General features: G+C 62.0%; 17 protein-coding genes. 10 read left to right on the forward strand and 7 right to left on the reverse strand.

The features are described 5' to 3' along the window. Positions 1 to 124: 124 nt before the first annotated feature. From OUZ45_RS04965 to OUZ45_RS05010, 10 genes are all read left to right on the forward strand, one after another. On the forward strand, positions 125 to 496 hold the full coding sequence (locus OUZ45_RS04965) for a nuclear transport factor 2 family protein (RefSeq protein ID WP_266168827.1): 372 nt from the start codon (positions 125 to 127) through the stop codon (positions 494 to 496). Positions 497 to 781: 285 nt separating this feature from the next. Then, positions 782 to 1,327, forward strand: coding sequence for a MarR family winged helix-turn-helix transcriptional regulator (locus OUZ45_RS04970; RefSeq protein WP_266168828.1), 546 nt, complete (start codon positions 782 to 784; stop codon positions 1,325 to 1,327). A 46-nt stretch (positions 1,328 to 1,373) separates the two neighbouring features. Next, positions 1,374 to 1,901, forward strand: coding sequence for an arsinothricin resistance N-acetyltransferase ArsN1 family A (locus OUZ45_RS04975; RefSeq protein WP_266168829.1), 528 nt, complete (start codon positions 1,374 to 1,376; stop codon positions 1,899 to 1,901). 15 nt (positions 1,902 to 1,916) lie between these two features. After that, positions 1,917 to 3,338, forward strand: a complete 1,422-nt coding sequence (locus OUZ45_RS04980; protein WP_266168830.1) for an FAD-dependent oxidoreductase — start codon at positions 1,917 to 1,919, stop codon at positions 3,336 to 3,338. A 16-nt stretch (positions 3,339 to 3,354) separates the two neighbouring features. After that, the gene (locus OUZ45_RS04985) at positions 3,355 to 4,512 is read left to right on the forward strand and encodes an MFS transporter (RefSeq protein WP_266168831.1); all 1,158 of its coding nucleotides are present in this window, start codon (positions 3,355 to 3,357) and stop codon (positions 4,510 to 4,512) included. Positions 4,513 to 4,578: 66 nt separating this feature from the next. Further along, positions 4,579 to 4,920, forward strand: coding sequence for an ArsR/SmtB family transcription factor (locus OUZ45_RS04990; RefSeq protein WP_266168832.1), 342 nt, complete (start codon positions 4,579 to 4,581; stop codon positions 4,918 to 4,920). Next, positions 4,917 to 5,402: an arsenate reductase ArsC gene (locus OUZ45_RS04995; protein WP_266168833.1), complete on the forward strand. Its 486-nt coding sequence runs from the start codon at positions 4,917 to 4,919 to the stop codon at positions 5,400 to 5,402. The genes OUZ45_RS04990 and OUZ45_RS04995 overlap by 4 nt, the downstream gene beginning before the upstream one ends. Before the next feature lie 16 nt (positions 5,403 to 5,418). Next, complete coding sequence (locus tag OUZ45_RS05000) at positions 5,419 to 5,802, forward strand: arsenate reductase ArsC (RefSeq protein WP_266168834.1); 384 nt, start codon at positions 5,419 to 5,421, stop codon at positions 5,800 to 5,802. Next, on the forward strand, positions 5,802 to 6,503 hold the full coding sequence (locus tag OUZ45_RS05005) for an MIP/aquaporin family protein (protein WP_323137523.1): 702 nt from the start codon (positions 5,802 to 5,804) through the stop codon (positions 6,501 to 6,503). The genes OUZ45_RS05000 and OUZ45_RS05005 overlap by 1 nt, the downstream gene beginning before the upstream one ends. A 174-nt stretch (positions 6,504 to 6,677) precedes the next feature. After that, complete coding sequence (locus tag OUZ45_RS05010) at positions 6,678 to 7,886, forward strand: hypothetical protein (RefSeq protein ID WP_266168835.1); 1,209 nt, start codon at positions 6,678 to 6,680, stop codon at positions 7,884 to 7,886. 120 nt (positions 7,887 to 8,006) lie between these two features. Here OUZ45_RS05010 and OUZ45_RS05015 read toward each other — a convergent pair whose 3' ends face one another. The 7 genes from OUZ45_RS05015 to OUZ45_RS05045 all read right to left on the reverse strand — a co-directional run bounded on the left by OUZ45_RS05015 (position 8,007) and on the right by OUZ45_RS05045 (position 22,265). Next, positions 8,007 to 8,357 carry a TfoX/Sxy family protein gene (locus tag OUZ45_RS05015; RefSeq protein WP_266168836.1) on the reverse strand — a complete coding sequence of 117 codons (351 nt, stop codon included), beginning with the start codon at positions 8,355 to 8,357 and terminating at the stop codon, positions 8,007 to 8,009. Between the two features lie 127 nt (positions 8,358 to 8,484). Beyond that, entirely contained in the window at positions 8,485 to 9,540 is a 1,056-nt protein-coding gene (locus OUZ45_RS05020; RefSeq protein WP_266168837.1) for a DUF4331 family protein, read from the reverse strand. 124 nt (positions 9,541 to 9,664) lie between these two features. Next, a complete protein-coding gene (locus OUZ45_RS05025) occupies positions 9,665 to 10,840 on the reverse strand; it encodes a DUF4331 family protein (protein ID WP_266168838.1) in 1,176 nt (391 codons plus the stop codon). Between the two features lie 24 nt (positions 10,841 to 10,864). Next, positions 10,865 to 11,983, reverse strand: coding sequence for a nuclear transport factor 2 family protein (locus OUZ45_RS05030; RefSeq protein WP_266168839.1), 1,119 nt, complete (start codon positions 11,981 to 11,983; stop codon positions 10,865 to 10,867). A gap of 64 nt (positions 11,984 to 12,047) precedes the next feature. Continuing rightward, entirely contained in the window at positions 12,048 to 13,472 is a 1,425-nt protein-coding gene (locus OUZ45_RS05035; RefSeq protein WP_266168840.1) for an NAD(P)/FAD-dependent oxidoreductase, read from the reverse strand. Further along, complete coding sequence (locus OUZ45_RS05040; RefSeq protein WP_266168841.1) at positions 13,435 to 13,968, reverse strand: DUF4188 domain-containing protein; 534 nt, start codon at positions 13,966 to 13,968, stop codon at positions 13,435 to 13,437. Before OUZ45_RS05040 ends, OUZ45_RS05035 begins: the two co-directional genes overlap by 38 nt. A gap of 29 nt (positions 13,969 to 13,997) precedes the next feature. Continuing rightward, the gene (locus OUZ45_RS05045) at positions 13,998 to 22,265 is read right to left on the reverse strand and encodes a type I polyketide synthase (RefSeq protein ID WP_266168842.1); all 8,268 of its coding nucleotides are present in this window, start codon (positions 22,263 to 22,265) and stop codon (positions 13,998 to 14,000) included. Positions 22,266 to 22,359: the final 94 nt, after the last annotated feature.

Raw genomic sequence — 22,359 nt, forward strand, 5'->3', positions numbered from 1 at the left:
TCACGTATCGGACCCATATTTGATCATATACTCAAGTATGTTTGTGACACTGAGTTGTTGCGCAGTCGGCAATATCATGCAGCGTGAATTCGTCGTGAAATTGGACTAAATCACTAGAGGTTTTATGGACGCAGAAACCGCACTTCCGCTATTGAACACTTACGCCGCCGCCTGGTCCGAACCAGATTCAGCCAAACGCCTGAAGATGCTCGAGGCCACCTGGGTCAGTGACGGGACGTACTACGACCCGCATGTCGAGGTCATCGGCCATCAGGCCCTGGCGGACTACATGCACGGGTTCCAGGGCAACGTGCCGGGAGGGCACTTTGTTTACACGACCAAGCCCGACGGCCACCACAATTTCTTCCGAGTGAGCTGGAAACTGCTCGACGCCGCCAAGACCACCCTGCATGTCGGAACCAGTTTCATGCAGTTTGCGGATGAGGGGCGGCTTGTCCGCGTCACCGGTTTCTTCGGTGAGCCGGTTGGCGCTTAGCAGATAGGAGTTGGTTCAAAATCTCTGCGAGGGCGACGCAGAAATTTTGAATAGGCTTTGAAAGCCAGTCCTAAATGGCGGCATCTGATGATGATTTCGCCGAGTTGATCACTACGTTCCATCGGTTGCCCGCTGCACCCCGCCGGCGGCTTTTGACCTTCCTGGCGCAACTGCCGACACCGAACCCGCGCTAAGGCGCTCTCCAGCCTTGGTGGTGTAAGGCCCGCTGCTTGACGGCCATGTGGTCCATCCATATAGTTGCTAGTAGCAACGATATGAGCCGCTATGTCCAAGAGCCGGAACAAACCCTCGAACCAGCAGCCGTCCCTTCAGCGGGACGCCGAAGCGCTGCACGCCGCAGTGTCCGATCTGGTGCGGGTGTATCAGTTTCGTGATCGGGACAAGATCTGCTGCTACGACATCTCAGTCACCCAGTGCTATGCGCTGGAGGCACTCGTCGAGCGCGGCCCGTGCCGCAGCCAGGCACTTGCTGAGGTGCTGATGCTCGACAAGAGCACCACGACGCGCGTGGTCGATGCGCTGGTGCGCAAAGGCTATGCGGCGCGCCTTCCCGATCCCGTCGATGCACGGGCGGTGTCCCTGGAGGTCACGCCGGCGGGACGGAAGCTCTACGAACAGATCAACGCGGAACTGATCGAGCAGCAGGTCGCCCTGTTGCGCGATCTAGAGCCCGACGTGCGCGCTGGCGCGACAGAGATCCTTCGGCGTCTGGCCAAAGCAGCCCAGGCTCGTTTCACCGTCGGCGTCAGCGTCGGCGGTTGCGCACCGAGCTGCGGCACGGATGCGAAGCCAGACCCGAAGTGCGGTTGATTTTTTTTGCTCAAATAGTTGTTACTGCCAACTTAAAGGAGTGCCCATGACGCATATTCGCCCCGCCAAAGCTGACGATGCCCTCTCCATCATGGCGATCTACAACCAAGGTATCGCCGAGCGTTCGGCCACCTTCGAAACCGAGCCGCGTCACCTGGACGATATCCGTCAGCGCATCGCCGATGTGGATCGATACCCGTTGCTGGTGGCAGTGGACGCGTCAAACACCGTCATCGGCTGGGCGGGGCTCAGCGGCTACCGTCCGCGCGATTGCTACGCAGGCATTGGCGAATTCTCTGTCTATCTCGCGGCGGATGCGCGCGGGCGAGGTGTCGGACGCCTGCTGCTGCAGGCCCTGATCGAGACCGCTCGCTTGCGCGGCTACTGGAAGCTGCTCTCGCGCATCTTCCTCTTCAACAACGCCAGTCGTGCGCTGTGCCGTGCCTGCGGATTCCGCGAAGTCGGTATCTACGAGAAGCACGGCCAGCTGGAGGGCCGTTGGCTCGATGTGGTCATCGTCGAGCACCTCATCCCGGAAAACCTCGCCCCCGCGGCCAGCGCCGCCGCACTCTAATCCAAGGAGATCGCCATGAACTCGTCTTTGCCTGTCGTCGTGATCGGAGCCGGTCCAGTGGGCCTGGCCGCAGCTGCCCATTTGCTAGGCCGCGGCCTGACACCTCTTGTCCTGGAAGCCGGCGCCGAGGTGGGGGCCGGCATGCGACGCTGGGCGCACGTGCGGATGTTTTCCCCCTGGGAATACGCGGTGGATAAAGCCGCCTTGGCGTTGTTGCAGCAGCACGGCTGGCAGACGCCGGACCTCGCAGGCTTCCCAACCGGCGGTGAGGTCGTCGACCGTTATCTGCGACCTCTCGCCGAATTGCCGGAAATCCAGCCGCACCTACGGACCGGCACCCGCGTCATAGCAGTCACTAAGCAGCGCCGTGATCGCATGAAGGACACGCAGCGCGAGGACGCGCCCTTCGTGGTGCGGTTTACGGATGGCGTCGGTGAACACGAAGTCCTCGCCCAAGCCGTCATCGACGCCTCGGGAACGATCGAGACACCGAACCCGTTGGGTGCCTCCGGCATCCCTGCACTTGGTGAATTGGGCCTGCAGCAGCACATCTTCTACGGCATGCCGGATGTCCTGGGTCGGCATCGCGAACGCTACGCCGGCAAGCGCGTCTTGGTGGTTGGCAGTGGCCATTCGGCCTTCAACGTACTGAGTGATCTCGCCCGGCTGTCCCGCCAAGTACCCGGCATGCAAATCCAATGGGTCATTCGTCGCCCGTCGCTACATCGCGTGTTGGGCGGTGGGGAGCACGATCAGCTGAAAGAGCGCGGGCGCCTTGGCCTGACGATTGGCCGCCTGGTCGACGAAGGCGCGCTGACGGTCACGCCCGGCTTTCATCTGGAACGCCTGGAGCAGACACCGAACGGCATCGTGGCGCACGGCGTTGGCAAGGCGATTGCCCCGGTTGATGAGATTGTGGGCGCCACTGGATTCCGCCCGGATCTGAGCGTGTTGTCAGAGCTGCGCACAGCTTTGGATATGGGCACCCAGGCCCCAGTTGCCCTGGCACCGCTGATCGATCCGAACCTGCACAGCTGCGGTAGCGTGCGTCCACACGGCGCCGAAGAACTCAAGCACCCGGACACCAACATCTACATTGCTGGGATGAAGAGTTACGGTCGCGCACCGACCTTCCTGCTGATGACGGGGTACGAGCAGGTGCGCTCCGTCGTCGCCGCGATCGCAGGTGATTGGGAGGCTGCGCGTCGGGTGGAGCTGGTCCTGCCCGAGACCGGGGTATGTATCACCCAGTTTGCCGACGAGGACATCACGGAGACGACCACGACGGATGCCTCTTGTTGTGGCGGACCGGCGCCGGCCGAGGTGGCGGCCTGCTGCTTGAAAGATGCAGAGAGCAAAGCCACAGGCCAAGCGGGGTGCGGCTGTAGCACATCGGCCGTCGCCCCCAAAGTCTCCACCACTTCCTGTTGCAACTGACTCCATGGCGGCTTCGATGCGTCGTGCCGTCTGGCTGCTTGGCTTGGGTCAGTGCGTGCTTTGGGGCGTGCTGTATTACAGCTTTGCGGTGTTTCTGGTGCCGATCGAACACGCCCTGGGGCTATCGCAAACGCTCGTTGCCGGTGCGTTTTCGTTAGGTCTGCTTGCGATGGCGAGCAGCGCACCGCTGATTGGGCGCTGGCTGGACCGCGGGCATGCGCGTTCGCTCATCCTGGGCGGAGTGGGCCTAGCGGTGTTTGGGCTGCTCGTCGTGTCCCAGGCTCACGGCATCGCTATGCTTTACACGGGATGGCTGCTGCTGGGGTTGGCCATGGCGGCGCTGCTCTACGAGTCGGCATTCGCCTTGATCATTCGGACCGTGATCGATCCCGTTCACCGCTTGAAAGCCCTGGCGGCGGTGACCGTCATGGGTGGGTTGGCCAGCACGATCTTTCTTCCCACGGTCGCCTTGGCGGTGGAGCACGTCGGGTGGCGATCGACGGCGCAGGGTTGTGCCGTGGCCGTTCTGTTGGCCGGATGGGTGATGGAGCGTCACGTCTTTCCGTGCCTAGCGAGAACGACCGCGATGGGCGCGCCACGTCAACGTGGGATCAACACACGATGGCCAGCGCACTTTGCCTTGCTGGTGACCACGAATGGGCTGGCGACGTTAGCTAGCATGGCCCTGACCACACTGCTGATCCCGTTGCTTCAAGCGCGCGGTGCAACACCGGCGTTGGCGGCGACGGTGCTTGCCGCTTTGGGAGTGGCTCAGTTGCCAGGTCGGATTTGGCTCCTACACGGAGGGCTTCGCTTGCAGGGGCGCGCGTTTGTATTGGCTCCCTTGTCCCTGCAGGCCATCGGGTTGCTCAGCGTCGCTCTTGCGCCGTCCTTCTGGGTGGTCTCCATAGGTGTCGCGATCTTTGGGCTGGGCTGGGGACTGCAGACCTTGGTACGACCCTGGCTCGTCCAGGCCCTTTATGGTGTTTCGGATGCCGGGCGATGGAACGGTGAACTGGCTCGGATTCAAGGTTATGCGCGCGCTACCGGACCGATCGCCGTCGCAGCGACCGCCGGGTGGAGCAGCACGCCCATGGTGCTGGCAGGCATGGGAGGACTACTGATCCTTACCCTGCCACTCGCACGTCGCCTTCCCATGTTACCCACGGCGTAGCGATACGGCCTGCACCAAGGGAGCACGGCTTTTGACACTATTCCGTAATTCTGGAATAGTAGAAACATGAAGATGGACGGTGCACTTTCCGCGCTCAACGCTCTGAGCCACGAAACGCGATTGGCGGCTTACCGCCGGCTCGTGAAGGCCGGTCCCGACGGCATGTCTGTCGGCGAACTGCGTGAGGAGCTGGATGTGCCGCCTGCCACCCTGACAGCGCATCTGAATGTGCTGCGCGTTGCCGATTTGGTGCAGGACCAGCGCGAGGGGCGGGTCATTAGGGTTACCGCCAATTTCGACCAAATGAACGCGTTGCTGGCCTACCTCACCGAAAACTGTTGCGCCGACGCTCGCCAGTGCGAGCCGGCTCCCGTCTGCGTCCCGCATACACGCCGAGGCACTCGATGACCGAGCGTACCTACCGAGCCCTGTTTCTTTGCACAGGCAATTCCGCGCACAGCCAAATGGCCGAAGCGCTGACAAACGTCCTCAGCCAGGGACGCATACAGGCCTACAGCGCCGGGAGCCGTCCTTCGGGCTACGTCCAACCGCTCGCGCTGAAGTTGATCGGTGACTTTGGATACCCCACCGCTCGCCTGCGTAGTAAGAGCTGGGACGAGTTCAGCACCCCGGAATCACCCGCGATGGATTTCGTGATCACGGTCTGTGACAACGCTGCCGGCGAGGTCTGCCCGGTATGGCCGGGGCAGCCCATCCTCACGCACTGGGGTGTTCCCGATCCCGCACAGACCCCCGACGATCCCACTGCGTTCAAAAGTGCCTGGCTGACCCTGCGTCGCCGCGTCGACCTGTTGCTTGCGCTCCCGCTGGAGAAGCTGGATCGCCTGGCCCAGGAACAGCAGCTTCGCAAGATCGCCCACGAATCCTGACGACCCGATGACCACCATGAAGCGTGTTCTCTTTGTTTGCGTCGAAAACTCCAACCGCAGCCAGATGGCGGAAGCCTTTGCGCACATCTACGGCGGCGACGGCGTCGAAGCCCTCAGCGCTGGGTCCAAGCCCTCCGGCGTGATCAACCCCAAGGCCATCCGGTTCATGGGCGAGCTCGGCTACGACCTCACCGCACACGCCTCCAAGTCGCTGGACGACATCACTGGCGATTTCGATGCGGTCATCACGATGGGCTGCGGCGACAACTGTCCGTGGGTGCCGGCCAAGCGGCGGGAGGACTGGGGCCTGCCCGATCCCAAGCACATGGACGATGCCGGCTACCGTGCCGTGCGCGACGACATTGCTTCGCGAGTCAAAACGTTGTTGACGGAGCTGTGATGGACCTCTCGCGTAAATTGCTTGCCGAGTTCCTGGGTACGGGCTTGCTGCTAGCGACCGTGGTCGGCTCCGGCATCATGGGCGTTGCTCTGGCCAACGGAAACAACGCCATTGCGCTACTGGCCAATGCGGGTGCCACGGCCGGTGCTCTCTACGTCCTCATCGTGCTGTTTGGCCCCATTTCCGGCGCCCACTTCAACCCGGCGGTGACGCTGGTCATGCGCTTACGTGGGGAGATCAGCAGTCGGGATGCCGCCGCGTATGTGGTGGTACAGGTCATGGCGGCCATCCTCGGCGTGCTCCTCGCCCACGTGATGTTCGACCTGCCGCTGCTGCAACCGGGTACCCATGCGAGGACCGGCGTCGCGCAATGGATCAGCGAGGGCGTGGCTACGTTCGGGCTGCTCCTCACCATCCTGCTCGGACTGCGGCACCGGCCGTCAGCCATTCCCGCGCTGGTGGCCAGCTACATCTTCGCCGCGTATTGGTTCACGGCGAGCACGTCATTCGCCAATCCGGCCGTGACGCTCGCGCGTTCGCTGACCCAGACCTTTGCGGGCATTCGGATGGAAGATGTCGCCGGGTTTGTCGCGGCTCAGGTCGTGGGTGCCTTGCTTGGTTTCGCCGCTGGGAAATTGCTCGCGTCAACGCCCACTATGACGTTGGTCTCGCAGCGCAGCCCGACCGAAGAATCCACCTGACGTGATGCATCGCATCCGGTCCTTCGGTGGGGTGGTGCAGGCAGCGCGGAGCGAGACTAGCCGTATCTTCCAGCCACTATGATCGTCGACCCGCCGCCTCTACAGACCCTTGCTTGCGACGCCATGTGCGCGAATCCGCGCTCCATGGAGGCGCTCAATCGGGACTGCCACTGCGTGGCTGTGGCACCCGAAGCGATGCATGAGGCATTGGCGTCGGCCGTCGGCGCCCATGGACTGCCAGGCACTTTTACGGATTCGCACCCGAACCTGTTTGCTGCGTTGCCCGTCTATGTATCGCGGGAGCATTTGACAGAGCTGGATCGCGTCGCCGCTGCGGTGCAAGAGGTGGTAGCGCTGCCTGACTACCTGGCCGCGGTGTTGGCCTGGGCACCGGAGATCGCGCAGTACGACCCTGGAACGCCCGGTGGCATGCTTGGACTCGACTTCCACATCACGCCCGAAGGTCCTCGGTTGATCGAGATCAACACCAATCCGGGTGGCGCACTGTTGAACGCTCTGGTCGGTCAGGCGCTGCACTCATGCATGCCCGATATCGTTACCGCCCCCACCGACATGGCAGAGGCTGAGCAACACGTTCTGCAGGTCATGCGGCAGGAATGGACGCGTCAGGCCGGTAACCGGCCGCTCGTCTCGATCGCGATCGTCGATGAGGCCCCTGCGGCCCAGTATCTCTATCCCGAGTTCCTGCTGTTCCGTGAGCTTTTCATTCGCCACGGCATAGATGCCACGATCTGCGACCCGGCGGAGCTTGAGCATCGACATGGCCACCTATGGGTCCACGGCAAGGTGGTGGACATGATCTACAACCGGCTGACTGATTTCCCCTTGACGGCGCCCGCGCACGAAACGATTCGCAAGAGCTACCTGGCCGGCGAAGTGGTAGTTACGCCACATCCACGCGCACACGCGCTGTATGCCGACAAACGAAATCTCGCCCTGCTGGGCAACCGGGAATTCCTGATCCATGCCGGCGCCACCACCGACGTCATCGATACGCTGGCTTCCGCTGTGCCCACGACCACGCTGATGACGGCCGAGAACCGCGACGAACTTTGGAGCCGGCGCCGCGGACTGTTTTTCAAACCAGCCGCGGGCTTCGGCAGCAAGGCAAGCTACCGCGGCGACAAACTGACCCGGCGCGTGTGGGAAGACATGGGCGGAAGTGCGTATATCGCCCAGGAGCTGGTGCGACCCAGCGAGCGGCATACCCGTGGTGACAACGGGCCAATGAAGTCCGATATCCGGGTTTATGCCTACCAAGGGCTGCCGCTGCTGTACGCAGCGCGGCTGTATCAGGGGCAGACCACCAATTTCAGGACACCGGGCGGGGGCTTTGCGCCAGTGCTTACGTCAGCAGGGTAGCGTGCGATGCAGCTGCACCGTTGGGTAGAAACGCCATTGGCAGGATCCCGGCGCGGGCCGCGCGGAGATCATGAAATGGCTCTTCGTCCTCGACGAATTCGGCCGGCTATTCACTGCGGGTCATTGCCTGGCATCGACCATGGCGATGTCCATCCAGCTGGCCAGTATTTCGCTGTCTTCGAGTATGTCGGCGGGAACTTCGTAATAGCGCTGCACGGACACCGTTCCCTTGGCGGTCTGATAGGTGAAAGGCCCCATGCCGCGATCCAGATAATGCTGGCGGTTATCCGGGTGAACGCAGAAATACAGCGTGTCTTTCATGATGATGGCGAATTGAATGTTGTTCGCCAGCAAGGCGACGCCGCCGAAGAAGCGCTTTACCTGAACCTCGCGGTGCGCGGATAGCTGGTCGGCGATGTAGGCGACATATTCGCTGGCCAGGTTGGTTTTTGAAGCGCGTCCTTGGGTCATGCCTGATGACTCGCTGAAAGGGTGGTTGGGATGATGCTTCGGAGAGCCTATGGGTCACATGATAGCCAACCCCTCTCCCGACATGGGAGAGGGGTTTTGAAGCATTCGCGGTTGTTGCGAATCCGGCTCAGCGCGGAACGGTATGCGGCGCAGCCAGGTAGGGGAAATATTTGCTGTTGGGCACATCGTTGCCGTGCACGCCATCCAGATCGCCTGGTGCGTAAGCAATCGGGGTGTAGAGGTTGAACCAGAACATGTTGCCCAGAGGATCGTCCAGGGTACGCCCGTTCGGCATTTTGATCGGCTTGGTCGGGTCGAGTTTGAGCGTGTCTGGAACGATCAGGTTTACCAGGGTCGTCAAGTTGTCGCCGCTGAGATGAAACAGCCGCTGCGCGCTTTCGGTGATCGGCTCTTTGAAGTTCTTGACGTCGTCGATCGGCTGGGTGGAGTTGAACAGCTCCGCCATTTCGTCGGGCACATAGACGCCTTTGATCGCAGGGTGTCCGACGCGCTGCACCTGTTTCCATTCACCGCGTGGGGTCAGCTCTTCGGTGGTCGCCCATAGCGCGAGCGGCTTCCCCCGGTAGACGCTGGACAGTGGAAGTTCGATCACGATGGCCGAGACATTGAAGCCGGCGAAGCGATCCTTGGTCGACGTGAATTTCGGCTGCAACCCGGCAAACACTCGATCGGAATCGACGTTGTCGAAGAAGAACGGGTCGTCGCGCAGGCCGGCGAACATGCGAACGCCGTTGGCGCCCTCTACGATCACCGGGGCCGAGGGCACGAGATATACCTGAGTTGCGGCTGTGACCGGACCATTCAGCGTTGGCATGCCTTTTCCGAAGGAGGCGGAGAACGTCTGCCCGCTGAAGTGGTCCGGGTCGCTGAAGTGGGCGAACTGTGGCTTGGAAAAGGTCACTACGATGCTTTGATCCGGCCGGTTATCGCTGTCGTTGTCAATGTAGAACTTGTACCGCGCCTTGTCGGAAAACATGTATGTCTTCGCCGCTGGCGGGAGCGAGTAGCCGTTAACCGTCATCACCAGAACCAGCCGGTTCGAGCTTGTCGGGCTCAGAAAGGCATAGAAATCCGCGATGTCGAGCATCGGCTTGTCGGCGATGCCGGGGGCTTCACGATGGTCGCTTGCCATGGCGACCTGGGTGCCGAGCGTGGACAGCACGATGCCTATGCCAAGTAGAAATCCACGCCATGAATGTTTGCCAACTGCAGTCATGATGATGCTCCGCTATGGGTTGCGAGGTCGTTGCCGTTTTCTGGGGATCCCTGCGTGCTCACGTGCGTGCTCACGGTTTCGGCACGGTGTGTGGCGGCGCCAGATAGGGGAAGTGCTTGAGGTTGGGCACGTCGTTGGCGTGAACGCCGTCCAGATCGCCTGGAGCATAGGCAAGCGGCTTGTACAGGTTGAACCAGAACATCAGGTCGATATCGTCTTCCAGCGTACGGCCGTTGGGCATCTTGATCGGCTTGGTCGGGTCCAGCGTCATTTCATCCGGGCTCACGATGCTGAGATATTTGGCCAGATCCTGATCGCTGATCTGAAAGAGGTACTTGGCCGAACCGCTGATGATGGCTGCGAAGTTCTTCTTGTCGTCGACCGGTTCGGAAGCGTTGTAGGCATCCAGATACTCCGGTGGGATATAGACGGCCTTGACCGCGGGATTGCCGTCGCGCTCAATCTGCTTCCACTGCAGTTTGCCCGAGGCATCGGCCACCTGTTCCTCGGTGGTGATCCACATATGCAGCGGCACGCCGCGATAAACCAGGGCGAGCGGCATCTCGATGACGATGGCGTTGATATTGAGGCCCGCGTTGCGATCGATGCCTGAATCGAACTTCGGCTGTTGCTTGTTCAGGACGCGAAATGAGTCGGTGGAGTCGAAGAAGAAGGGATCGTCGCGGGGACCCGCAAACATCTTGATGCCAAGCTCATTGTGAAAGATCAGCGGCTCTGGCGGCGTAATGGAAGCCTGGTTCAAGGGGGTCACTGCGCCACGTAGCTCTGGCAGGCCAAACCCGAAGTCCGCACGAAAATGCTGGCCGGGGATCAGCGCGCCCGTGCTCGATACCTTGGGAAACTCGGGCTTGGAGAACCGTACATCGATGACCCGGTCGGCCAGGTAGTCGCCATTGCTGTCGATCTTGAACAAATAGCGAATTTTTTGCGAGAACTGATAAGTACGAGAAATCTGCGGAACGCTAAGCGGACTTACGCCCATGACAAGCACCAGACGGCTAGGGTCGTCGGGATTCAAGAAGGCGTAAAAGTCACTGATGTCTGCCGCCGGATTGCCTGCTATCGCCGGCGATTCTCTATGGTCCGATGCCTGGACCATGCTCGTGCACAACAAAACAACTATCGCAACCCAAGCAGTTATGCCCTTCATGTCGATCGTTCCTGTGTGGCTTCGATTTAGTGGCTCCTGCGCGTGCTGTCGTTCGCTATGCCACGCCTTCCCCAAGAGAAAGGCGTGGCATGGAGAATTTCAGCGCGCGTAGGAGGGTGTTTCACTCGATGCGCTGGCGGCACCGAGACCCAGCGAGTCGAGGTATTCATGGCGATCGAAATAGGCGCGGATCGCCTGGATCCGGCCGCCCTTGATTTCGAGATAGTCGATGCCTTTCAAGGCGATCGTGTGGCTGGTGGCGGCATGCAGCTCCGACTCGCCGGTGTTGGTGCCGTGCATGATCCATTCGAATACGGCGTAGTCGTTGCCGCCGCGCAGCGACAGCACTTCGAAACGCAGGTCGGGGAAGGCCGCGATCAACTGGCCGACGTAATCGCCCATCGCCTTGATCTGGATCGGCGTTTCGCCCACGAACGGATCGAAGTAGGTAACGTCATCGGCGAATATCTGCCCGAATAACGCAAAGTCCCGGTTGTTCCAGGCTTCGCCGTAGCGCTTGGCCAAGGCGATGGCCTGGGCGCTTCCATCCCCATGCAGGCGGCCGTGACGTTGCTCCAGATGCGCACAAACCGCCTCGGCCAAGGCGGCTGCCGAGGCCGGGTTCTGCCCGGTCATCAACGCGCCATGGGTGACCACGTGGCTCTCCCACGCCGCGGCTGACTTGAAGTGCGCGCCGCGCTTGACGAGTTCGTCTTCGAGCAGGAACGGCACCACTTTTTCCAGGCCGATGATGGTTTCTTCCGCATTGCTGAAGCCGGTGACGGACTTGCCGGCCAAGAGGTGCGCACCATCGGCCAAGGTCGCTTCCAGTAAGCCGGCCTGGCCGTGGCAGACCGCGGAGATCGCTTTGTCTTCCGCGGCGAACTGTTTCAGCAGCCGCTGCAGATCGGCATCGTGCGGCAGGTCGTAGATCGCGCCATGCCCACCGACGATAAACAGTGCGGCGTATTCGCCCGCGTCGATGTCGCCCAGCTTCAAGGTGTGCCCGACCAGTGGGATGCCCCAGCCGATCGATGCGTCGCTGATGCTGGATGGGTCAATCGGCGCTTTGCCGCCGGCGGGCGAGGCGATATCGACTTGCAGGCCGTGCTTTACGAACACTTCGTAGGGGTGGCTGAGTTCGGAAAGGTAGAGGCCGGTCGGGTTGTCGCTATCACCAAACCGCGAGTGGCTTGTGACTACCATGAGTACTTTCATGAGATCTCCATCCTTATGCTGCGTGCGAGTGGGTGACTAGGCGGGCATCACGTTCTGCCCGCGCTCAAGCGTTACTGCTTTCCGATGCCATCAGCGGCGGCCGGCGGAGCGAATGGCGAACGGTGGTGGTGAACGCGCGCAGCAGGGTGCGCAGCGAAAGCAACTCGCTGGTACCGCTGGTGCCGGCGAGGAAGCGCTGCACAATGGCGCTCATCTCGGGGTCACGCGTTGCTGCGCTGAACAGCATTTGCTGCATGACGGGCATCGGCTTGGCGAGCGCCATATCGGCCATGATCTTGAAGTGACCCTTGACCTCGGCGTAGCGCGCCTGGTGATAGGCAGCCACTTCGCGATCCGGCCGATGCCCGGCCAGCAGGCCGGGCGCCGCACGGCGCACCAGTTCCGAGGCGGAGATGATGCCCCACGAAATACCGAAGCCGTGGAGCGGGTCGGTCGTCATGAACGCATCGCCGACCAGGGCCAGGCCGCGCGGCAGCTTCCGCCGCAGCAGCATCGAGTTCTTGGTGTTCATCAGGTAGTCCGCGATCTGTTCGGCGCCGTCGATATCCGGGGCATCCGGTAAAGCTTTGACGATCTGGCGGAAACACGCGGCGCGATCGGCTTTGAAATCCGCAATGCGATCCTTGGTCGGCATCAGCGCAATCAGGGTGGTGCCATCGTCATTGGGAAACTGGTAGGCGATGTAGGGTTCCAGCATCCACATGCGCGATGTGCTTCGCGACTCATTGGGAATGTTGCGGAAGAACGTGAAGCAAGAGAAACGCTGATTCGGCGATTCCTCGGTAGGCACGCCCGCCAATTCCGCAACCGCCGACTCCCGGCCGTCGGCGCCTACCAGCAGGGTGCATGGCAGCTCGAAGCTTCCCAGGGTGCCCGATTCCACGGTGACGCCAACGACGGCACCCGATGAATCGAATTGCACGGCCGAGCAACGCGCGCCATCGAGGTAGGTGACGCCGGGCGTGTTGATCATTTTGGCGCGCAGGAGCGGGTCCAGCGTGACGCGACGCATATTCATCGCATGCACGTCGCCCAGATCAGCCTTGGGAATCCAACCCCACTTGGTCCAGATGCCGATCGTATTCTTGACGGCACCGGCCTCCAGCAGGGGCTCGTACAAGTCCAGCTCGCGCCAGGCGTTGAGGCTGCAAGGCTGGATGTAGTGCGTGCAGATCGGCTTGTAGAAGTCTTTTGGGTGGCGTTTTTCAATCACGGTCACGGGGATGCCTTGCCGGGCAAACAGCATGGCGGCCGCGCACCCCGACACGCTGGCCCCCACCACGACGACCTGGGTCTTGGGGGCGCTTTTCTGATGCGCACCGCTGCGATTGACGCTGGATTGATGGGTTTTCTGATGCAACATCGCAACACTCGCTTTCATGGATGCGTGTTCCGTATCGATGGTTGGCGGACGAATATCGATCTGCTGGCTAGGCGCTTTCTTCGGCTTGCTTCGCTTCGGCGACATGTCTCTCCGCCGCTTCCTTTTTATTCATGCGCCCGCGTGACGTCTTTAGCCCGCGCTCGGCGGGAACCAGCGGGAAAATCCGGCCAAGCCCGAATTCAGGCATGTTCAGATAGACGCATTCGTAATTGCCTGGTGCGATGCGGTAAGCCTCGTGATAGATGCCCACATCGCCGCCGAGCGCGATCTTTTTGAAGAACCGACCCCATGCCGAGACATGGGCCAGCGCAGCATTGGATGCGTATTTTTCCAGCGCCTCGTAGGAGCGCCAGTACTGCACAAAAATGATCGGATTCCCCGCCGTCCGGTATTCGCCACCGAGGTAGCCGGTGGCGGAATCGGGCATCTTGCCAAGCTGCATCACCATCTTGCGCATGGCCAGGGCGACGGGCAGCCACTTGTGGATCTTCCACAAATAATTGATGCGCATGCCGATCAGAAGTACGACAAATTCATCCTCGACATCGACGGTGACGCGTTGCTTGATGATCGGTTTCAACACCATGCCTCCCGTGGCTTCGGCTGTGGTTACACCAGCACATCTTTGCGGCGGGCTTCGGCAGATCCGCACGCTCTCAGCAGACCTTGCAGTATCTCTTCGGGCAGGCCGGCGGCACGCACTGCGCCCTCTGCGCTCCCGCTCACCCAGCAGCAGTCGGCATGGCCTACGGCAAGCTTGGTTCGTTGCCGTGAGGGTGAGACATGGAAGTAGTCGAACTGCAGCTTGAAGCCGTTCGCGTATAGCTCTTTCAATGCCATGACGACCTCGATCTCGTCGAATGGCATGGCCTCGCGCAGATGCTGGATGGTGCTCTGATGGCAATGCAGCTCGCCGCTGACTTGCGCGTCGCGGAAGTACTTGGGCGCCAGGCCGAACAGGTATTGATCGATGATCGTGCTTTGCCAGCGGTAGTAGTTGGCGAAATAGATATTGCCGACCAGATTGGATTCCGCCAGCGAGGTATCGAATACGTGGCTGTGCAGGATCGGTTCGATTTTCGGCGCCGCCGGTGCGACATACAGCGCGCGCCCTTCCATGGCGATGCGTGGCGATGTCGGCGCACCGGCCCTTCCCGGAATCGGTCGCCGTGCCTGGAATGGGTCCTCTGACAACGCTGAAGTGGGCAGGTAGGCTTTGGTGAAATCCTGCAGATACTTCGGGAAGGGGGCCAGCTCGACGACACCGTGCCCTTTGATGGCCACCCACGTGGTCGTCATATTGCTATAGGCAATGCGCGATTCATGGCCATCGGGATCGATGCGCACCCAATCGAAGTGCATGTCGACCGAGGAGTCGAGCGCGCCGTAGACCTTGCTGATCCACAAGCGCCCCTCGACCAGATCAAGGCAGTTCACGTTGCCGACAATGGTGATATCGGAGCGATTGGTGACCATGCCCCAGCGACCGGAGGAGAAGTCCGGCACCAGTTCGGCGGCGATTCTGACAATGCTCAGCTCGCGGATATTGCCCATCCAGTCGGCCACCACCGAATAGTTCAGGCCGTGCCGTCGCGTGGTGATCTCCTTGAAGGGAACACGGAAACGCCAGCAGGTCGTGGTTTCACCATGGGGCCCGCGCAGATCGTAAAGACCGATAGCCCCCTTGCTTGTCACCGCCGCCTCGGCCAGCGCTGCCTTGGTCAGGGATGTTCCATCCATGGTGCGGGTGTCGCTTGTACTTGCCGGACCGATGCGCTTAGTAGTCATCGCCGATACCGCAAACGCGAGCATCTTTGGGCGCGGCCGAGTCAGCGTGATCGGCAACGTCAGAAGCGTGAGGCTTGCATGGGCATCGCCCTGATGGGCCGCGAAGGTCACGGCGTGGCCCTCGCGACGAGTCACGCTCAATTCAATGCTGCCACCCAGGCCCAGAGCTTTTTTGGCGGCTTCGACCGCGCACCAGATGCGCGTGCCGGCCTCATCTCGCGTATCGCCGCTTTGTTGCAACTGTTGCAGTAGCGGTGCGCGTTGCGGGGTTAGCAGTGCCTGCCATGCTTCGATCGACCGCGGCTCCACCGCTTCGATATCGCAGCCTTGCGGATCGACGCCACAGACACACAAGCAGTGCGATCGGTCGTGAGACAGCGATATACCCAGCGGCTGTTTGGCACCGCCGGCGAGGGTCGGCTTGCCGGTGCTATCCCAGCGGATTTCAATGTCGCCGTCGAGCGCGCGTCCTTCGATGGAAAGCGCGCGTTCGACAACGTCGCTGAATAGCGGCAGCTCGCTCAATCGGCGCCGGGTGCGCTCCATTTGCGCCAGCTGTGGCGCATGGGCAAGTACAAAGTTCGGCTGGTTGAGGCCCAGTGTGGCGCATGCCTTGTCCAGTGCGGCTTCCAGCAGTTGCTGATCGCGGCGGGACGGATCGACCCAGTCTTCTGGAGTGGCTGCGGTGGGATCCATCGACACCCGTTTCAAGCGGTATCCACGCAGACGTTCGATGATGCGGCCATCGCCGGCATACGCCGTGACATCGCAAACCAGCTCGTCGCCGTGGCGCGAGGTGATCCGGTTTTGTACGGATAGGTTCTGTGCGAATACCTGGGCGCTGGTGCTTTGCGCCATGTCGTAGACCTCGACGCTCTCAATGCCGACCGGCAGAAACTGTCCCTGTTCCGAGAGCTGCGCCGTTTGCAGGAGACCGTCGCGGAAGAACGGGTCGCCAGCGAACAGGTAAGGTGACAAACGATCGGCCGAGCCTGTGCTGTTGAAATAGTCCGTGTCGTTACTGCGCTCGATCGAGGTAAGCGATCCGGCCCGGCTCATCTCGTGCACGGCGCGCATGCGCTGGAAGGCCGTGCCCTGAAACAGCAGGCCGCCATAGAGATCCACCAGGGGGTCGAGTTGTTCGATCGGTGCCGCTGGCAACGGCAAGGCGCTGTCGTGTGCCGGCGAAAGCTCGGCGCATACCATCGTGGCGGCGAAGTGATCGCGACGATAGCCGGTCTGTTCAGTGTAGATGCCGACATCCACTCGCAACGGTTCGGCGGCATCGCGTCGAGCACGCACGGTCGCTCTCAGTTCGATCGTGGTGCCCTTGTTGCCATCGACCACGATCGGTCGCTCAAGCCGAACTTGCTCCGCGCTGAAGCTCAAGCGTGGACGGTCTCCAGTGAGCGTGTCGCCCGAGAGCAGAAAAGCCTGCTGTGCCATGGCCTCCAGGCCAAACACGGTGGGGAACAGATAGACGCCGCGGTAGTAGTGGTCCTTGAGATACGGATCGCTTTGCACGGAGAGGTGTACGCGCGTGACCAGTTCGACACCGGGCTGATACGCCACCACCGTTTCGACGAAGCGTCCCGGGCGGGCGAGAGCGGAGCGATCCGGTTGCCAGGTATCGAGCCCGCCCAAACGCCCGGCGACGACCACTTGCTGTGCCGGGGAATGGCCATCGATCAGGTCGAGGAAGGTGCTGACGCCAGCGTCGGGCGGGATGGCGCTGATGCCTTGTTGAGCCAGTCGTTTGGCGCTGCCCATACGTGCGCCCATGCCCACCTCGGCCCACACGCTGTAAGCAAGCGTCAGCGTCGTCGTCGATGGATGGCGGAGGCGGAAATTCGCCAGGGCGACATCCATGGCCTGATTCGAGAACGCATACCAGGCGTTGCCCGGCATGCCGGTGACGCCAATGATCGAACCCAGGCCGACCACCAGCTTCAGCGGCTGCGCATCCAGCGCCTCGCAGAGCGCCAGCATGCCGCAAAGTTTCGGGCTGATTTCCTGTAAGGCTTGCGCGGACGTGACCTGCTCCACACGTCTTGGCTTGTTCGTGCCGGCGCCGTGAATCAGGGCGGTGACCGGCCCCAGGCGCTGGCTGACCTGACCGATCAAGGCCGTGACCGCGGCGGGCTCGGCGATGTCGCAAGAGAAATACTCGGCGACCAGGTGCTCCGCGTTGAAGCGTTGCAGGGTGGCGCGTACTTCGCTGCTTGCCGCATCAACTGGATCGAGTGCCGTGCGGCCGACCAGGGCGACTCGGGCGCCGGTGCGCTTGGCGAAGGCCAGGGCCAGCTCGGCGGTAATGCCTTTGCCACCGCCGGTGATCAACACCACGTCCTCGCCTGACCAGCTCAGTTCGCGCGGCTTCAACAGTGCCGTTTCCAGCATCCGCGGAACCACGCGTTCGCGCTGCCCATCCTGGTGGTAGAGCGAAAAGCGATAGGCGGCGTCATGCCCCAGTTCACGGATGATTTTTTGCGCAATGAGTTCGTTGGCGGCTGTGGCGGAAAAGTCCAGCACTCGCACTTTCAGCTCGGGGTGTTCGAGATGCACACTTGCGGCAAAGGCTTGCGCACAGGAGGTATCGAGGGCTGCGGCCTGCTCCGTTGCGGCCTGCTCCGATGTTCGCTGCATGGACGGGGCGCGCAGCGTTTCGGCCAGGCCGAACTGCACGAAGGTCAGCGTCTTACAGCCGAATCGCAGCGCGTTCTGCGCCGCCTGATGCAAGGGCTCGATCAGGGATGCGACGACCTTGGATGACGGCACGGCTTCCAACGACGTCGTTCTGGGCAAGACGGCGATGAAATGCTCGAGCTTGGCATCACCGGCAATCGTCTGGTCGGCGGTGATCTGCGCCCCTTCGAGACTGAGTGCGTCGGCGATAAGCATGGCGCTGTTGTCATCGCTATCGGGCGCTTGCAGAAAGCATCGCGCACCGGCGAACGACGTTGCGTGCAGAGCCACCTCGTCGGCGTCTTGCACCAGCACCAGTTCGTAAGCGCGAACCCAGTCGGGCAGGGCGGGGTCGGTAGCCGGTGCGATAGGCGATGGGCTTGCTTGATTGGCTGGCGGTAGTTCATTCATGCCGCGCAAAGCCGCCAGTCTGTTGGCGATAGCGCCCAGCGTTTCGCCGGCCAGTTCCGCCGGATCGAGCTTGCCGCTCAAGCCGACAAGGTCGATGACCTCCGCCAGCACCGCGCCCACCTTGATGGAATCGAGGTTCAGGTCATCGATCATCCGCATGTCCGCTGACAGGCGGTCGCGCTCGAAACCGGTCAAGCGAGCGACCGCGTCGAACAGCACGGCTGCTGCGTCGCGTGGGTGGGAGGCCATGATTGGATGGCTGCGCGCTGGCGCAAGAGCCTCCATGCGTTCAGCGATGTCGCCGAGCGATGCCGCCGATAGTTCCGCCGCATCCAGCTGTCCGCCGGCAAGGCCGAGCGCCGTGGCTGCCTGAGCAATCAAGTCGCCGGCTTTGATCGAGTCCATATTCAAATCGTCGCCGAGCTTCATCGACAGTTCGATGCTGGATTCGGCAAATCCGGTGGCGCGGGCAACGAGCTGTTTGAGCATGGCGGCGGCGGACAGCTGCGCCGTTTCGGTAGCCGCAGGTCGCGACGACACGACGGCTGCAGCGGTATCTGCGGTGAACGTATCGACGGCGGTGACCAAGTCGGCGAGCGAACGCTGGGTGAAATCAGCGGGGTCGATGTGTGCCTGAAGATGGAATCGCTGAGCCACCAGCGAGACGATTTCCGTTGCCTTGATCGAATCCAGATTCAAATCGTCACCCATCGTCATGGCCAGCGACAACGACGAGCGCGCGAATCCGGTGAATTGGGCCACCAGATCCAAAACGGTTTCACGTGCGCCTTGCGGCGCCATCCGAGGCAGAGGTGCCGACACCGGCTTGGCCGCCAAGGCGATTGGCTCACGGGTGGCCGGCGCGATGAGGGCCTTGGCGGGCTCCAGGCGGTTGACGTGACCGCCTTCGCTGCGGGCCGTGGCGCGCACGTCGGCCTTGATCACATCGGCGACGAACTCACCGCGGTGCTTTAAGTAGCCGAGCAGACGTTCCAACGCTTCATCGACATAGCTTTCGGGTGAGCCGGATAGCCGATGGGCCGGCGTCGCGGCCGTCATCTGGAGGGCTGCCGGCTCCGCTTGTGCAATCGGCCGTTCGCAGGGATTGACGATAAAGCTGCGCTGCGCGGCAGGGACGAAAGGCTTGATGACGCGCGTGGCATACAGCATCTTCCATTCGATCGCGACACCCAGCGTATGCACACATGCCAGCAACCAGTTGAGGTCGTGCGTGCTTTCGGCCTTGGCCTCCAGCGGAAAGCTGCTCATGCGGTAGTCGGCGGGCATGTTGCCGATCAGCTGGGTCAAAACCCGCCCTGGGCCTACCTCGATCAGCAGGTCGGCTTCCTGGGTCATCGCTTTGGCCGCTGCGACGAAATCGACCGGCAGCAGGATCTGTTCGGAGAAGTGGCGGTGCAAATCCTTGGCGGCATCCACGCGCCTGCCATCCACGCTGGACAGCAGCGTGCAACGCAAGGCTTCGCAGACGGCGGGAATCGGTGCATGTTCGAGCAAATAGCCGGCGGCGTCCGCGACCAACGCGGAATGGAAGGCGTTGCTTACAGGCAAGCGGTGAATCCGCACGCCCGCGCTTTCGGCCAGTTGGGCGATCGCTTCGATCGCGCCGAACTCGCCAGAGATAATCATCTGTTCTTCGCTATTGATATTGGCCAGCACGGCGTAACCGGCATGGCTGGCTTCCTCCAGGAGGGCCCTGGCGCGAACCTGTGTGCAGGCCAGGCTGAGCATGGCGCCGGCCGGTTCACCGCGCGCCGCCATCTGCTGCCCGCGCAACGTGGCCAGCTGGATCAGCTCCCGAGCGCCGAATGCGCCTGCCGCATGAAATGCGGTCAGCTCACCCAGGCTGTGACCGAGCACGCAGTCGGGCTTCAGGCCAAGCCGCTCGACGAATTGCAGCCACAGCAAGGACGCCAGGGCAATCGCCGGCTGTGCTATTTCGGTCTGGCGAAGCGCCAGTATCGAGGGTTCGCGATCCCCGCTGTGCGGCATCCGATCGAGGTTCGGAAACACGGATGGCAGCAGTGATGGCGTGCCGACCTCGGCTGCCCACTGCTCCGCGTGTTGCGCCAGTTCACGCGCCCACTCATAGCGTTCGATGAGCATGCGCGCCATGCCCAGTTGTTGGGATCCCTGGCCGGGGAAGAGAAAGCCCAGGCGCGGTACCGACAGCCCGCTGCCCATGGCGATACCGCGCGGCTGGTCCATGCGCGCATGGCCCGGCACCGGCGCGTCTTGCAACATGACCAACAAGGCATCGAGTTTTTCGCGGAGCTGATCGGGTGTCTCGGCGACGATGGCCGCCCGATGATGACCCGAGGTGCTGATCCTGGACGCAAGATCAGCGGCGAGGTCGGCCAGTTCAGCGGTGTTGATGCCTTTGGCATCACGGCGCGTCTGCGTAATCAGCTCGCGTAACTGGGCAGGTGTTTCAGCGGCAAATGGAAACACTTCGGCCGCTTGCCATGACGCCATGCTGGCACGCTCGTCGAATCCGCCCTGCAGCGACGGCATGGGCGCCTCATCCGGCGACGTCAGCGTGACATGGACGTTGATGCCACCGAACCCCATGGCGGACACGCCGCCACGCAGCCTGGCCTGCGGCGAGCGCTTCTCGCCGCGGATCAACGGATAGATCGCACGTCCTTCGCCGGCAAAGACCGAATGCGCCTGCTCGCAACCCGCCGTGGGCGGAAGCACGCGCTGATTGACGGCCATCACGCCTTTGATGAACGCGCCGATGCCTGCCGCGGCTTTGGTATGCCCGACGATGGATTTGAATGACGTTACGCCGCACTGTTGCGGCTTGGCCGCGAGACCCAGCGTTTTGGCGATCGCCAGCAATTCGGTTTTGTCTCCCAGCGTGGTGCCGGTGCCATGCCCCTCGATGAAATCGAGCACGTCCGGCTGGACACGAGCTTGCTGATAGGCGCGCGCGATCGCCAGATGCTGGCCCTCGACACTCGGTGCCGTGATGCCGCCGCGGCCGTCCGAGGACATGCCCCAGCCATCCATGACGGCATAGATCTTGTCGCCATCACGCTGGGCGTCGGCGAGACGTTTCAGGCCGACAAAGCCACAGCCTTCGCCAGGAATGAAGCCATCGCCGCGCGCATCGTAAACACGCATTTCGGTCGACGTCAGCGCTCCGGTTTTGGCGAAGCCGATCAACTCGAAGGGGTCGAGACTGATGTCTACGCCGCCGGCAATCACAAAATCGCTGTGGCCTGCGACCAGGCTCATGGCACCGGTATACACCGCAATCAGCGAGGAGCAGCAGGCGCCGTCGACGGTGTAACCGCCGCCATTGACGTTCAAGTAATTGCAGATGCGCCCGGCAATCGTGTTGGCCAGCCCGCCGGCGAGCGTGTCCTCGTTGACCGGAGCGAAGGGCGACTTGAATGACAGCTCCATGCTTTGTTCGAGCGCTTGCAATGCATCGCCCGACAAACCCGCCGCCGCCGCCGAGGCGCGCAGGCATTTGAGGACATAGGGCCAGCGCAAGCGCATGGTGTTGGAGCGGGTGAACTCGCCGGTAAGCGTATTGCCGACGATCACCTGGGTGGTATGACGCGGCAGGCGCGTGGCGTCGTAGCCCGCGTCGTCGAGCATCTGCAGCGCCGTATCCAGAGCCAGCCAATGAGCGATATCGGTCGCTTCGGTCGTACTTTTTGGAATTCGCCGCGCAGCCCAATCAAACGCATAGCCATCGAGCACGGCGGCGCGATGACCATAGGTCTTGTCCGGCGTGCGCCGGTCGGCGTCGTAGTAATCGGCCAGCGGCAGGCGGCCATCCGGCATCGGGCGAAACTGCTGCCGCCTGGCAAGGATGTTCTGCCATAACTCTGCGGGCGATTTCGCACCTGGGTAATAACAACCCAATCCAACGACGGCGACTTTTTTCTCGATACCAACAGCCGCGTCAACTGCAACGGACCCGGCATCAACGATCGTGCTGACTGAACGTGCGTCCATATACGTATTCCACCCTTGGCGTTACTGCGCTGCAAAACCCCATGGCGATTCACCACCGCTGAGAGCGGCGGCGTGGATGACTTGGAGAGAGAGG

Source organism: Dyella subtropica (assembly GCF_026283965.1).
In the GTDB taxonomy this organism is placed as follows: Bacteria; Pseudomonadota; Gammaproteobacteria; order Xanthomonadales; family Rhodanobacteraceae; genus Dyella_D; species Dyella_D subtropica.

What these genes read in the sequence shown, in the direction of transcription:
- OUZ45_RS04980 (WP_266168830.1), top strand. Translation starts at nt 1,917, where the DNA reads ATGAACTCGTCTTTGCCTGTCGTCGTGATCGGAGCCGGTCCAGTGGGC.
- OUZ45_RS05000 (WP_266168834.1), top strand. Translation starts at nt 5,419, where the DNA reads ATGAAGCGTGTTCTCTTTGTTTGCGTCGAAAACTCCAACCGCAGCCAG.
- OUZ45_RS05030 (WP_266168839.1), bottom strand. Translation starts at nt 11,983, where the DNA reads ATGAAAGTACTCATGGTAGTCACAAGCCACTCGCGGTTTGGTGATAGC.
- OUZ45_RS04970 (WP_266168828.1), top strand. Translation starts at nt 782, where the DNA reads ATGTCCAAGAGCCGGAACAAACCCTCGAACCAGCAGCCGTCCCTTCAG.
- OUZ45_RS05015 (WP_266168836.1), bottom strand. Translation starts at nt 8,357, where the DNA reads ATGACCCAAGGACGCGCTTCAAAAACCAACCTGGCCAGCGAATATGTC.
- OUZ45_RS04995 (WP_266168833.1), top strand. Translation starts at nt 4,917, where the DNA reads ATGACCGAGCGTACCTACCGAGCCCTGTTTCTTTGCACAGGCAATTCC.
- OUZ45_RS04975 (WP_266168829.1), top strand. Translation starts at nt 1,374, where the DNA reads ATGACGCATATTCGCCCCGCCAAAGCTGACGATGCCCTCTCCATCATG.
- OUZ45_RS05045 (WP_266168842.1), bottom strand. Translation starts at nt 22,265, where the DNA reads ATGGACGCACGTTCAGTCAGCACGATCGTTGATGCCGGGTCCGTTGCA.
- OUZ45_RS05035 (WP_266168840.1), bottom strand. Translation starts at nt 13,472, where the DNA reads ATGTCGCCGAAGCGAAGCAAGCCGAAGAAAGCGCCTAGCCAGCAGATC.
- OUZ45_RS04990 (WP_266168832.1), top strand. Translation starts at nt 4,579, where the DNA reads ATGAAGATGGACGGTGCACTTTCCGCGCTCAACGCTCTGAGCCACGAA.
- OUZ45_RS04965 (WP_266168827.1), top strand. Translation starts at nt 125, where the DNA reads ATGGACGCAGAAACCGCACTTCCGCTATTGAACACTTACGCCGCCGCC.
- OUZ45_RS04985 (WP_266168831.1), top strand. Translation starts at nt 3,355, where the DNA reads ATGCGTCGTGCCGTCTGGCTGCTTGGCTTGGGTCAGTGCGTGCTTTGG.
- OUZ45_RS05005 (WP_323137523.1), top strand. Translation starts at nt 5,802, where the DNA reads ATGGACCTCTCGCGTAAATTGCTTGCCGAGTTCCTGGGTACGGGCTTG.